12 protein-coding genes are annotated in these 12,507 nt (G+C 66.3%); 5 read left to right on the forward strand and 7 right to left on the reverse strand.

Annotated elements, in window-relative coordinates; translation table 11 throughout:
* Positions 1-21 precede the first annotated feature (21 nt).
* The 3 genes from ACIBW7_RS08545 (at position 22) to msrB (ending at position 3,643) form a co-directional block, all read left to right on the forward strand.
* Positions 22-1,578 (forward strand): alpha/beta hydrolase, encoded by a 1,557-nt coding sequence (locus ACIBW7_RS08545; RefSeq protein WP_397045404.1) that lies wholly within the window; start codon positions 22-24, stop codon positions 1,576-1,578.
* 227 nt (positions 1,579-1,805) lie between these two features.
* A complete protein-coding gene (locus ACIBW7_RS08550) occupies positions 1,806-3,152 on the forward strand; it encodes a glycosyltransferase family 87 protein (RefSeq protein WP_397045406.1) in 1,347 nt (448 codons plus the stop codon).
* Positions 3,153-3,199: 47 nt separating this feature from the next.
* On the forward strand, positions 3,200-3,643 hold the full coding sequence (gene msrB / locus ACIBW7_RS08555; protein WP_397045408.1) for a peptide-methionine (R)-S-oxide reductase MsrB: 444 nt from the start codon (positions 3,200-3,202) through the stop codon (positions 3,641-3,643).
* A gap of 89 nt (positions 3,644-3,732) precedes the next feature.
* On the opposite strand, the gene hemQ is transcribed toward msrB, so the two are convergent.
* A complete protein-coding gene (gene hemQ, locus ACIBW7_RS08560; RefSeq protein WP_040692486.1) occupies positions 3,733-4,428 on the reverse strand; it encodes a hydrogen peroxide-dependent heme synthase in 696 nt (231 codons plus the stop codon).
* A gap of 37 nt (positions 4,429-4,465) precedes the next feature.
* On the opposite strand from hemQ, the gene ACIBW7_RS08565 reads away from it, so the two are divergent.
* The gene (locus tag ACIBW7_RS08565) at positions 4,466-4,714 is read left to right on the forward strand and encodes a hypothetical protein (protein WP_397045410.1); all 249 of its coding nucleotides are present in this window, start codon (positions 4,466-4,468) and stop codon (positions 4,712-4,714) included.
* A gap of 143 nt (positions 4,715-4,857) precedes the next feature.
* Here the strand turns inward: ACIBW7_RS08565 and ACIBW7_RS08570 are convergent, their stop codons facing one another.
* The 4 genes from ACIBW7_RS08570 to ACIBW7_RS08585 all read right to left on the reverse strand — a co-directional run bounded on the left by ACIBW7_RS08570 (position 4,858) and on the right by ACIBW7_RS08585 (position 9,901).
* Positions 4,858-6,219, reverse strand: coding sequence for a protoporphyrinogen oxidase (locus ACIBW7_RS08570; protein ID WP_397045775.1), 1,362 nt, complete (start codon positions 6,217-6,219; stop codon positions 4,858-4,860).
* A 103-nt stretch (positions 6,220-6,322) separates the two neighbouring features.
* On the reverse strand, positions 6,323-7,858 hold the full coding sequence (locus ACIBW7_RS08575; RefSeq protein WP_397045412.1) for a long-chain fatty acid--CoA ligase: 1,536 nt from the start codon (positions 7,856-7,858) through the stop codon (positions 6,323-6,325).
* Positions 7,859-7,940: 82 nt separating this feature from the next.
* Positions 7,941-9,068 (reverse strand): DUF5938 domain-containing protein, encoded by a 1,128-nt coding sequence (locus ACIBW7_RS08580; protein ID WP_397045414.1) that lies wholly within the window; start codon positions 9,066-9,068, stop codon positions 7,941-7,943.
* A gap of 29 nt (positions 9,069-9,097) precedes the next feature.
* Complete coding sequence (locus ACIBW7_RS08585; RefSeq protein ID WP_397045416.1) at positions 9,098-9,901, reverse strand: SDR family NAD(P)-dependent oxidoreductase; 804 nt, start codon at positions 9,899-9,901, stop codon at positions 9,098-9,100.
* A 217-nt stretch (positions 9,902-10,118) separates the two neighbouring features.
* On the opposite strand from ACIBW7_RS08585, the gene ACIBW7_RS08590 reads away from it, so the two are divergent.
* Positions 10,119-10,760 (forward strand): TetR/AcrR family transcriptional regulator, encoded by a 642-nt coding sequence (locus ACIBW7_RS08590; protein ID WP_397045418.1) that lies wholly within the window; start codon positions 10,119-10,121, stop codon positions 10,758-10,760.
* 97 nt (positions 10,761-10,857) lie between these two features.
* On the opposite strand, the gene ACIBW7_RS08595 is transcribed toward ACIBW7_RS08590, so the two are convergent.
* Positions 10,858-11,391, reverse strand: coding sequence for a uridine kinase (locus ACIBW7_RS08595; protein WP_397045420.1), 534 nt, complete (start codon positions 11,389-11,391; stop codon positions 10,858-10,860).
* A 36-nt stretch (positions 11,392-11,427) separates the two neighbouring features.
* Positions 11,428-12,483, reverse strand: coding sequence for a uroporphyrinogen decarboxylase (hemE, locus tag ACIBW7_RS08600; RefSeq protein WP_397045422.1), 1,056 nt, complete (start codon positions 12,481-12,483; stop codon positions 11,428-11,430).
* Positions 12,484-12,507 lie beyond the last annotated feature (24 nt).

Here is a 12,507-nt window from a genome sequence, read left to right on the forward strand (position 1 = left end):
GAACCTGGCAGGCTGTAGCGCATGCGCTGGACTCGGGCCGTCGTGCTGGCATCGACACTCTCGATCATGATCGCCGGATGCGGTGCGGGACCTTCCGATCGCCCCGGCGTCGCCGTCGAGCGCGCGCCGCAGGGCGGGGCGGGTCCGCACCCGACCATGGTCATCGCGCCGCCGCCGGATGCCGGTGTCCCCAAAACCGATCTGACCTGGCGCGATTGCACCACACCCACGCTCGATCTGCTCGGCCTGGGCCCCGCGCCCTCCGGCCTGGTCCTGGACTGCGCCGAATACACCACCCCGATCGATTCGACCGGCGGTGTACTCGGCAACTTCCGCACCGGCGCCATGCGGGCCCGGCTGCCGCAGACCCCGACCGATGTCGCGCCGCTGGTCATCACCTCCGGCGCGGACCGCTCCTCCACCGCGACGCTGGCCGGGCTCGCCGTCGGCGCGGGCAACGGGCTGCTGGCCGGCCGCCCGATCGTCGCCGTGGACCGGCGCGGCCTCGGCACCTCGCAGCCGATCGACTGCATGACCGCCGAGTCCCGCCGCGGCCTGGCCGATAACGGGCAATTCGGACCGGGCGCAAGCGATCCCGTCGAAGCGGTGACCGGATTCAGCCAGGACGCCACCATCGCCTGCCGCGACTTCCTGCAGCCGTATGAGGGCACCTTCGACGCACCGCACGCCGCCGATGACATCGAGCAGCTGCGCAGGCAGTGGCAGGTCGACCGGATCGACCTGCTCGGTTCGGGAAATGGCGCGAAGGTCGCACTCAGCTACGCGCGCAAATTCGGCGACCACTTGGCGCGTCTTGTGCTGGACTCACCGGAGGCTGTCGGCGCCGATGCCGTCACCCGCACCGAACAGCGCGTCCAGGGCGCGGAGGCGGCCGTAACCGCGTTCGCCCAGCGTTGCACGGGAGTCAGCTGCTCACTCGGTGCGGACCCACGTGCCGCGATCATCGATCTGGTGCGCAAGGCGAGCAGCGGCGGACTCGGTGATATCTCCGCGAATGCGCTGCTGACCGGGTTGTCGGGCTTCCTCGCCGGTCCGCGCGACCAATCCGCGCACGTCACCGAACTCGCCGACGCACTCTCGGCCGCCGGGCGCGGCGATCGCGGCCCGCTCGGGATGCTGATCCAGCGCGAAACCGCCGCCACCGCGGCCGACGGTCAGTTCGTCAACCGCTGCACCGACAACCAGCTGCCGCCGAGCCCCACCAAGGCCAAGGAGCTCGCGGACACCTGGGGCACCAAATATCCGGTCTTCGGCAGGTCTGCCGCGATCGGGATGATGGAATGTGTCGCCTGGCCGGTCAGCGCCGCACCGCCGCTGCCGGAGAAGCTGGACCTGCCGGTTCTCGTGCTCGGCGGGGTCGCGGATCCGTTGGTCGGCGACGGCGGTCAAGCCTCGGTGACCGGTGCACTCGGCGCCGCCGGCGCGCGCAAGGCCGCGATCACCTGGCAGGGGTGGGGGCATCCGGTTTTCGCCCATTCCGGTTGTGCGCAGCGGGCTCTCACCGACTACCTGAAGGACGCCAAGTTGCCTGCTGACGGGACGGCATGCCCCGCATGAGCGAAGCGAGCACATCGAAGGCACAGCCCCTTCAGTGGGAATGATGGAGCGGAGCGCCAGCGAGGCGCGGTCACGTGTGCGAGCGAAGCGAGCGCATCAAAAGGCACAGCCCCTTCAGGGGACATGACGGAGCCGAGCGCCAGCGAGGCGCGGTCATTTCCCCTAACCTCGGCGCGCCAGGTAGGTCCCGGCAACCGTCGCATGCGGATCCGGTGTACCGTGCCCCAGTGTTACTTCGACAGCTCGAGCCTCGCACCGCTCGCACCACCGCCGAGGTGATCAAGTTCGCACTCTGGCCCCTCGCGGTCATGACTGTGCTCAACCGGGTCTTCATCAAGGCAGTCAACGGGTTCATCACCGATGACTTCAAACCGGTCTACAACGCGTCGCTGGCATTCCTCAACCACCGACCGGTGTACACCGCGAATTACGATCTGGTGGATCCGCACTACTTGTATCCCCCGAGCGGCACGCTGCTGATCGCGCCCCTGGCGCTGATCGACCCGGAGAAGTCGCGCTGGTGCTTCATCCTGCTGAATGCCGCCGCCATCATCCTGGCCTGGTACCTGCTGCTCAAGCTGTTCAAGTTCACGGTGTCGTCGGTGGCGGCACCAGCCCTGCTGCTGGCCATGTTCAGCTCCGAAACCGTCATCAACACATTGGTTTTCACCAATGTGAACGGATGCGTGCTGCTGGCCGAGGTGGCCTTCATCATGATGCTGCTCGCCCGGCGGGATCTGTGGGCCGGTGCGATATTGGGTTTGAGTATCGCGGTGAAACCGACGCTCGCACCCCTGGTTCTGATCGCGGCGGCGCGCGGGCAGTGGAAGGTCTTCTACACCGCCATCGGTGTTCCGGTCGCGCTCACCGCTGTCGCATGGCCGCTGTCGAAGGACGCGGACAAATTCTTCACCCGTACCATGCGCTACCTCTTCGAATCCCGGGACTACTTCAACAGCGCGATCGTCGGCAATGCGGCATATTACGGTCTGCCGCTGTGGCTGACCTGGGGTATCCGGATCATCATGGGCGTCGTCGTCGCCATCACGCTGTGGCTGCTGTACCGCTACTACCGCGAGGACGAACTGTTCTTCGTGACGACCTCCTCCGGTGTGCTGATGACCGCGTTTTTCCTGCTGTCCTCACTGGGGCAGATGTACTACTCGATGATGCTGTTCCCGCTGCTGATGTCGGTGGTGCTGCGCAATTCGGTGCTGCGGAACTGGCCGGCGTGGCTGGCGATCTTCGGATTCATGTCCTACGACAAGTGGCTCTCGGACCGCTGGCAGGGCCTCGGGCGCAACCTGGAGTATCTGCGCATCACCTTCGGCTGGGGTCTGCTGCTGATCGTCATCGCGTGTGTGCTCGGCGATCGGTATCTGGCGGCGCGACGGGAAGGTCGGCTGCAGTTCGGAATAGATCCGGAGTGGATGCGCTCGGCGCCGGATTCGCGGGCTGCCGCCGAGGACGCGCCGCTGGTGATCGAGCCGGAGACGGCATACGAAAGCACTCCCGTCGAGGCGACGAACGGCAGCGAATTGCTCGATGACCCGCGGGCGAGTGCACTCAAGTAGCGACGGGACAGTCGGCGCAGGCGTCGAAAAGCTATTAGCGTGGAGCAATGAGTTCTGACGCCGACACGTCCCTACCCGCACCCCGGATCCAGCTGACCCCACAGGAGTGGAAGGCCAAGCTGAATCCGGAGGAATACGCGGTGCTGCGACAGGCCGCGACCGAACGTCCGTTCACCGGCGAGTACACCGACACAAAGGCCGAGGGTGTCTATGTGTGCCGGGCGTGCGGGGCCGAATTGTTCCGCAGCACCGAGAAATTCGATTCGCATTGCGGCTGGCCGTCGTTCTTCGACCCGGCGAAGTCGGAGGCGGTCATTCTGCGCTCCGACGACACACTCGGCATGCACCGGGTCGAAGTGCTGTGCGCGAACTGCCACAGCCACCTCGGCCACGTCTTCGAGGGCGAGGGATACAACACGCCCACCGATAAGCGCTATTGCATCAACTCCATCGCCCTGCAACTGCACCCCTCGGGCAGTGCAGCGGAGTAGAACGACTGCGGCGCTGAGCGAAAGATACAGACCGACCGGCTTGTTGCGCATGCCCCGAAAAACTGGGGCATGCGCGATCGGTCAGTAGATCAGGGCAGCGCGGCGATGAGTTTTTCGATTTCGACGCGGGGGCCGGTGAAAAAGGGGACCTCTTCGCGCACGTGCAGGCGGGCCTCGGTGGCGCGCAGGTCACGCATGAGGTCGACGATGCGATGCAGTTCCGGGGCCTCGAAGGCGAGGATCCACTCGTAGTCGCCGAGAGCGAAGGAGCTGACGGTATTGGCGCGCACATCCGGGTAGCCACGTGCGGCCTTGCCGTGGTCGGCGAGCATCTTGCGGCGCTCGTCGTCGGGCAGCAGATACCACTCGTAGGAGCGCACGAACGGGTAGACGCAGATGTAGTTGCCCGGATCCTCACCGGCCAGGAACGCCGGAATGTGGCTCTTGTTGAATTCGGCGGGCCGATGCAGCGCCACATTGCTCCAGACCGGAGCGCTGGCCCGGCCCAGTTCGGTGGTGCGCCGGAAATCCGCGTACGCCGACTGCAGATCCTCGACCCGCTCGGCATGCGACCAGATCATGAAGTCGGCATCGGCGCGCATCCCCGCGACGTCATAGATACCGCGAACCACGACATCGCGCTCGGCGAGCCCATCGAAGAACGCCCGCGCCTCCTTGATGGCGGCCTCACGGTCGTCCCCCAGCACACCTGGCTGCACCTGGAACACCGAGAACATCAGGTAGCGGATGGTGGAATTGAGTGCTTGATAGTCGAGTCGCGCCATGATTCATATCGTGCCACTGCGGCGAAACGATGCATCCGTGCGGGCCGTTCCCGACGCGGATGCGCGTGCCGTACTCCGCGATTACACCGTGGTGGGCAGCATGCGACGCAGTGCCGATCAGGTCGGCGCGGCTCAGGTCAGGCCCGGCAACCCGGTCGCCGCGCCGCGTACGCCCAACACAATCTGGACACCGCAGGTCAAGGCACAGGCCACGCGGAAGTCGCACTACGGGCGCGCGCCGATCACCATGCCGGAACTCAGATCAAAGGCGCTAGCCACCCGGTAGTCGCAGTCCGTGGCACAGCTGCCGCGGCTCAGGCAAATGGCGCTGCCCACCCGGTAGTCGCGATGTGCCGCACACCGGTTATCAAGACACCACAGCTCGACGCGCCGCCTACCCGGCAGCCGAACTGTGTGGCGCTGCGCGGATCAGGGGGTGGTGGTGTGGGTCAGGGTGGTGGCTATGCGGTGGGCGGCGGCGGTGCCGGAGGCTACGCAGGCGGGGACGCCGACGCCGCGGAGGTAGGCGCCTGCTATCGCGAGGCCCTCGAAATCTGCTGTGGTGGATTCGATTTCGACGATGCGGTCGAGGTGGCCGGGAGCGTATTGGGCGAGACCACCGGGCCAGCGTTGAACCACCGCCGAGATCGGTTCGATGGTGGCGCCGGTGACGGTGGCGAGGTCTTCGGCGGCGGCGGTGATGAGTTCGGCGTCGGACCAAGTCTGGGTGGAGTCGTCGCCGAATTTGCCGAACGAGGCTCGGACGGCGGCGGTTTCACGTTCGGCGAGGTGGGTCCACTTGCGGCTGGACAGGGTGAAGGCCTTGGCGCGCAAGGGTTCTCCGGTGGCAACCAGGATCCCGGAGTTCTGCGGCAGCGCGGTGCCGCGCGGAAGGGCAAGGGCCACAACGACAGACGAGGACAGTTCGATGCCGGCGGCGGCCGATGCGGCGGCGGGCGCGAAGGAGCGCAACAGATTCGCGGTCACGGGGGCGGGGGTGGCGAGCACCACCGCGTCCACCGCGCCGATCGGTTCGAGTACCCAGCCGTGGGTCGCGCGGGTCAGATGGGTGGCCGAGGTCGCGGTGATGAATTCCGCCTCGGACTTGGCGGCCAATGCGTCGAGGAGCACCCGGTAACCGTCGCGAAGGCCGCCGAAAACCGGCGCGTTCGAGGGCGGCGGCAGCGCGGCGGCGACCGCCTGGGTGAGGCTCGACGCGCCGTTGTCGAGTGCGGCGGCCAACGTCGGCAGTGCGGCGCGCACCCCGATGGAGCGCGAGCTGCCCGCATAGACGCCTCCGAGCAGCGGATCGACGCTGCGCTCGGCGACCTGCGCACCGAAACGGTCGGCGACCAGACTGTTGACGTCGATATCAGTGTCCGGGTACCAGGCAAGCGGCCGTCGCGCCTCCGCATCGATCCGCTCGAGCGTCTCGGCATCGACCAACCCGCGCATCGACTCGGCATCCGACGGAATGCCCATCAACGTGCGTTCCGGCAGCGGATGCGCGCTGCCCTGCGCCCAGACCAGCGGCCGCAACCCGGCGGGCACCACCAACTGCGATTCCAGCCCGAGCTCGCGCAGCAGCGCGGGTACCTCCGGCCGCCGCCCGACGAACGCCTCCGCCCCGAGATCCAAAGGCTCCCCGGCCAATTCGCCGGTATAGAGAATCCCGCCCAGCCGCGCGCCCCGATCGATGACCACGATCTCCGCCTGCGTCCCCAGCAGCCCCCGTAACCGGTACGCCGCGACAAGCCCGCTGATCCCGCCACCGACCACCGCGATTCTCATATCGCGACCGTAGCCCGCCAGCGGATCCACACCGACCACACCCCTCACCTTCATGACCGAGCACACGGTCGCTGCCCCGAGTCCGAGCACCGGGCGGGTGTTCTCAGCGATCGCCGCGCAGCTGCGCCCGGATCTCCGGCTTGAGCACTTTGCCGATTTTCGAGCGCGGCAGATCGGGCCAGATCTCTACCTGTTTGGGAGTTTTCACCCCGCCGAGGCGCGCCTTGGTGTGCTCGCGCAGTTCATCGACGGTCACGGTATGGCCGAGATTCAATTGCACGACGGCGGTGACCCGTTCACCCCACTTATCGTCGGGAAGTCCGATGACCGCGCAGTCCTGGACTGCCGGATGCGTCAGCAACGCCTGTTCGACCTCGGCGGAGTACACGTTGAATCCGCCGGTGATGATCATGTCTTTGGCGCGGTCGACGACGTAGAGGTAGTTGTCGGCATCCAGGTAACCGATGTCCCCGGTGTGATGCCAGCCGTACCGCGACACCTCGGCGGTCGCATCCGGATTCTTGTGGTATCCGGCCATGACCAGCGGACCCCTGACCACGATTTCGCCGCGCTCACCCGAGGCAAGCAGCTGGCCCTCGGCACCCATGATGGCCACCTGGGTGAGCGGGGTCGGCCGTCCGGCCGATGACAGTCGTTCGGTGGCGATCGAGCCGTCGGGACGGAAGTGATCTTTCGGCGCCAGCGTCGCAACCATCATGGGCGCTTCGGACTGTCCGAACAGCTGGCCCATGACCGGGCCGATCCGGTCCAGCGCCGCAGCCAGCCGGGCCGGCGACATCGGGGCAGCGCCGTACCAAAGGCACTGCAGCGAAGCGAGATTCGCTTCCGACAGCGCCGGATGATCCAGCAGCATGTAGATGAGTGTCGGCGGCAGGAAGGTGTGGGTGATCCGGTGCCGCTCGATCAACGTGAGAAATTCACCGAGATCCGGGGCGGGCATCACCACGATCTCACCGCCGAGGGTCAGGATCGGAAAACACAGCACGCCCGCCGCGTGGGTCAGGGGTGCCAGCGCCAGGTAGCGGGGTCGAAGTTCGAATGGATAACTCATCAGGGTCAGTGCGGTCATCGCCTCGATATTGTGGCCGGTGAGCCGGACCCCCTTCGGCCGTCCGGTCGTGCCACCGGTGCCGACCAGCATGGCGAGTTCGTCGATCGGCTCGACCTGCGTCGGCTCGGCCGGACATTCGCGCACCCAGTCCTCGAAACATGTTGCCTCGGCGGCATTTCCGTCCAAACAGACCAGAGTCCGCAGCCCGGCTAGTTGCGGTGCGATGGCCGAAACGAGTGATGCGAAGGCGGATTGGAATATCAGGCAGGTGCAGTCGAAAAGGTCGAGCAGTTCCCGATTCTCCGCCGCCTCGTTGCGTGGATTGATCGGACACCACACCGCGCCGGCGCGGGCGATGCCGAAAACGCAGGCGAAGGCCAGTGTGTCGTTCGCCGACAAGATGGCGACCCGCTCGCCGGGCCGGATGCCGGATCGCGCCAGTGCCCCGGCGATGCGCCACGACAACTGTTGCACCTGCGCATAGGTCAGCGTCCGCCCGTCCATGGTGAGGCAGGGGGCGGCGGCGCCGAGTGAAGCGCCCTTGTCGAGATAGTCGGTCAAACGCACGGTGATCCTCTACGGAAGCTGTTGTGGAAGTGGCCGGTTCGGGCCACGGGCAGCGCTGTCCACCCATGGCCCGACGCCGCGATCAACGGTGCACGTCGAGGACCGGTTCACTGACCAATCCGAAACCGCGCAGCGCTCCGAGCAGTTCCCGATGACCGAAGGCCTGGCACGCCGAGGCGAACCCGGTTCGTTTCGGCGGTGTCTGTAGCAGCGCATTCGCGGCAAACGCCTGCAGCAGGCCGGTCTGCTTGTAGTTGCAGTTCCCGTAGATCACACAGTGGGCACGCGCCAGCGGTCCGGAGGCGTGGACGGAATCGAGCGAGGTGTTGATCCGCGGATTCTCCCGCGGCGGCATCTCGTCGCGCACCAGTGCGGCCTGTTCGGCCAAGACGCGGTATTTCTCCTGCACCGGAAGGTCTTTGACCTGCTCGATTACCGCCTGCACGATCTGCGGCACGCCCAGCATCAACGGCCGGTTGAAAACTCCGCCGAGCACCTTCACATTCGCGACCCGCGGATCGCGCTTGAACCACACCGGATGTGAGGTTCCACCCCAGGGCAGTGCGAGCCCGATCTCGTGTTGACCGGGCACCGCGACGTCGTAGAGTCCGCCGTCCGCCGGCCACTCCACATACTGGTTCTGTTCGAGGTAGTAGGCCTTGGACAGCGCGGCATTGACCAGGATCGTCTTCGTGGACGCGACCGTCGGGAAGCCCTTCCAGAAGACCTGGATATCGAGTGTGTCGAGACCGGGGGTTTCCAGGCAGATATTCGCCGCGATCTCACCGGTGGTGTACATCTGCGCCACGCCTGGCGCGAGCAGCAGACCGCGCGCGGCCATCTCGGCGCCGTACTGCTCATCGCAGTCGATCAGCCAATCCTGTTCGCCGGTGGTGTCGAGGTAGTGGGTCCCCGCTGCCACGCAGGCCTGGACCACCTCGTGGCCGTATTGTGCGAACGGTCCGACAGTGTTGCAGACAACCCCGGCGCCACGAAACAGCTCGGTCAGCGTTGCGACCTCGTGCGCAACCTCGACGACCTCGTGCTCCACGGTGTCGATACCGGGAATTTTGTCGATCGCCTCCTGCAGCCGGGTCTTGTCCCGGCCCGCGGCGACGAACGGAATATTGAATTCGCGAAGGTATTCACAGACCAGACGGCCGGTGTATCCGGATGCGCCGTAGACGACGACGGGCTTATCGATGCTCATGAATCTCGAACCTTTCGTTGTCGCAGTTCTCACATGCCCATGCCGCCATCGACCGGCAAACCAGCACCGGTGATGAAGCGCGCGGCATCGGAGGCGAGGAACACCACTGCGTCGGCCATATCGGCAACCTCGCCGAGCCGTCCCTGTGGTGTCTGTTCGATGACGGCGCCGACGGCGGCTTCCGCACTGGGGAACAAGCCGATCCGAGCGACATCGTCGGCCAACTGGGCACCCATCTCGGTCGGGACGAGTCCGGGGTATACGCAATTCACCCGCACGCCGTAGCCGAGTTTCCCGGACTCCATCGCCGCGACCCTGGTGAGCCGATCCACCGCGGACTTGGTCGCCGAATACACCGAAATACCGGGAAAGGCGATGGTCGCGGCGACCGATGCGATATTCACGATGGCGCCACCGCGCCCCGCCGCGCCGCCGGGCCGCATCGCGCGTAACGCGTGTTTGATGCCGAGTGCGGTGCCGAGCACATTCACCTCGAGCATCCGGCGCACTTCTTCCGGATCGAGATCGACTATGAGGCTGGTGATTTCGACGCCGGCATTGTTCACCACGACGTCCAGGCCACCGAGCGTTGCGACGGTATCGGTGACCGCCTGCGCCCATTGCGCGTCATCGGTGATATCGAGCGGCACGAATTCGGCCGTGGCACCGCCGGCCCGCAACGCTTCAACGGTCTCCTTACCGAGATCCTCGCGCACATCGCCGATCGCGACCGCCGCTCCGGCGCGGGCCAGCGCCTCGGCCATACCCGCGCCGAGTCCTCGCGCACCACCGGTTACCAGGGCCGTGCGCCCGGTCAGGTCGTACCCACTCATCCGGCATCTCCTCCTCGAGATCGTCCATTCGGCTTTCGCATTCGACTGATCGAATGCGACGTGGATCACAGTGTGCGCGCATCCTTGACGACCGTCAAGATTTTCTTAGACAGTCGTCAAGATTTTCTTGCACGATCGTCAAATCAGCTGGTCGCCCCCTCCCGATATCGCGATACACTGGGCGAATTCACACGAGCGGTGACGGAGAGAAGCCACGATGACCGAAATCGTCGAGACCAGGCGGGATCGCATCGCACGCCGACAGGTCGACAAGTTCGGCGAGCGGCGCGCACAGCTGGCAGCCGCCGCGCTGCACACCCTCGCCGAACTCGGCTACGCCCGGACCAGCCTGCGGGAGATCGCGCAGAAATCCGAGTTCACCCACGGAGTGCTGCACTACTACTTCAACGACAAGGTCGAGCTGATCACCCACGCGGTGCGGCAATACGAGCAGGTGTGCGTCACCCGTTACGACGACATCGTCGCCGCCGCGGCAACGGCCGACCAGCTCCGGCACGACTTCGGCGCCGCAATGGCCGCCACCCTGGATGCCGACGCCGCACTGCACCGGCTCTGGTACGACTTGCGCAACCAGAGTCTGTTCGAGGAGTCCTTCCGCGATGACGTGCTCGAAATCGACAGCCATCGCGAGGAGATGATCCGCAACGTCGTCGACCGCTTCGCCGAGCTGTCGGGTCGACCGCTCCTGGTACCCTCCGCCACGGCCTACGCCATCTTCGACGGCCTCTTCCAACAGGCGCTACTGCGCAAACTCGCCGGACACAGCGATGCCGTCGACACGCTCGCCATCGAAGCCGCCGCCCTGCTCGACGTGGTGATCGGACAGCGCAAGCTCTAGCCGACCTCCGGAATTGCACTGTTGCACAGCCGTTTACGGCCGCACATAGGGCGCGATCCGCGCGACGCGTCCGTTACGTCATTCGTTTACGGAGGGGTCAAGGCGCACCGGGGATGATCAGGTCCACATGGTCGCGCGTGTGTTCGGTGGCGAAATGGGCCTCTTCGGCGGCCATCCACTGCTCCCACAGCGGCAGGGTGTGCGCGCCGTCGCGTTCGAGACCGCGCGCCAAACGCACCGCGCGTGGGGTGTCTATCCATACCGCGAGCGATAGCCGAGCGCGGACGACGGAGCGGGCCGAGGAGACGCCTTCGAGAATGAGCACTCCCCCGGGCCTGACATCGTGCCATTCGGCCAAGTCCTGCTTGTCCCAGTCGTATCGCTGATATCGACCGACACGGCCCTGGGCGATCGGCGCCAGCACCTGCTGTTCGAGCCGCGGCCACCAGGGGAGTTCGTTGTTTCCAGCCGCGAAGTCGTCGGTGTGTACCACCTGGGCATCGCACAGTGTCGCCAAAGACGCTGCGAACGTTGACTTTCCGGCTCCAGCCGGTCCGTCCACCGCTACCAGGCGGGTCGAACCGAGTCGCGGCGCGCGGGCGGCGACCCGACCCGCGATCTCCTCGACCACCGGACTCCTACCCAGCGGCACAGGCCGACCGGTCGGTCACAGTTCGTGAACGAGTTGCACCAGGGCGGTCAGCACGCCCGGATCGGTATCGGGCAGCACACCGTGCCCGAGGTTGAAGATATGACCGGCCGCACCCATGGTGATCGCCTCATCGGCCTCATGTGCGATGCGCCGCGCCTCGGCCTCGACGGCAGCGGATCCGGCGAACAGCACGGCGGGATCCAGGTTGCCCTGCAATGCTTTTCCGGGTCCGACCCGACGCACCGCCTCGGTCAGCGGCACCCGCCAATCGACGCCGACGACATCGGCGCCCGCCTCGCCCATCGCACCGAGCAACTCACCGGTCCCGACCCCGAAGTGGATCCGCGGCACCCCGGCCGCGGCGACCTCCGCGAATACCCGCTCCGAATGCGGCAGCACGAATTCGCGATAGTCGGCCAGCGAGAGCGCACCGGCCCACGAATCGAACAACTGCACGGCGTCCACACCGGCAGCCAGCTGCGCCTGCAGGAAGGCGATGGTGATATCGGTCAGGACGCCGAGCAGCTCGTGCCAGGTCGTCGGGTCGGCGTGCATCATCGCCTTGGTGCGCTCGTGGTTCTTACTCGGCCCACCCTCGACCAGATACGACGCGAGCGTGAACGGCGCACCGGCGAATCCGATCAGCGGCGTATCGCCGAGTGCGTCGGTCAGCAGCTTCACCCCGTCGGTCACCGCGCCCACCTCTTCGGGTCGCAGCCTCGGCAGCGCGCGCACATCTCCGATGGTGCGCACCGGCGAAGCGATCACCGGCCCGACGCCGGCCACGATATCGAGATCGATACCGGCGGCCTTCAGCGGAACGACGATGTCGGAGAACAAGATCGCCGCATCGACACCGTGGCGCCGGATCGGCTGCATGGTGATCTCACACACCAACTCCGGGTCGAAGCACGACTCCAGCATGCCGATGCCCTTGCGCAGTTCGCGGTACTCGGGCAGCGACCGTCCGGCCTGCCGCATGAACCACACCGGACGACGGCTCGGTGCGGCGCCGGTGGCGGCGGCCAGGAACGGGGCATCGGTCAACCGGCGACGGGTTTGAGTGCTCATCACCGCCTATCGTATGCGGCCCGC

This window comes from Nocardia sp. NPDC049526, from assembly GCF_044465765.1.
Lineage (GTDB): Bacteria > Actinomycetota > Actinomycetes > Mycobacteriales > Mycobacteriaceae > Nocardia.

Coding starts and splice junctions, on each gene's coding strand:
- ACIBW7_RS08580 (WP_397045414.1), bottom strand. CDS start 9,068: ATGAGCATCGATAAGCCCGTCGTCGTCTACGGCGCATCCGGATACACC.
- msrB (WP_397045408.1), top strand. CDS start 3,200: ATGAGTTCTGACGCCGACACGTCCCTACCCGCACCCCGGATCCAGCTG.
- ACIBW7_RS08590 (WP_397045418.1), top strand. CDS start 10,119: ATGACCGAAATCGTCGAGACCAGGCGGGATCGCATCGCACGCCGACAG.
- ACIBW7_RS08585 (WP_397045416.1), bottom strand. CDS start 9,901: ATGAGTGGGTACGACCTGACCGGGCGCACGGCCCTGGTAACCGGTGGT.
- ACIBW7_RS08545 (WP_397045404.1), top strand. CDS start 22: ATGCGCTGGACTCGGGCCGTCGTGCTGGCATCGACACTCTCGATCATG.
- hemQ (WP_040692486.1), bottom strand. CDS start 4,428: ATGGCGCGACTCGACTATCAAGCACTCAATTCCACCATCCGCTACCTG.
- hemE (WP_397045422.1), bottom strand. CDS start 12,483: ATGAGCACTCAAACCCGTCGCCGGTTGACCGATGCCCCGTTCCTGGCC.
- ACIBW7_RS08570 (WP_397045775.1), bottom strand. CDS start 6,219: ATGAGAATCGCGGTGGTCGGTGGCGGGATCAGCGGGCTTGTCGCGGCG.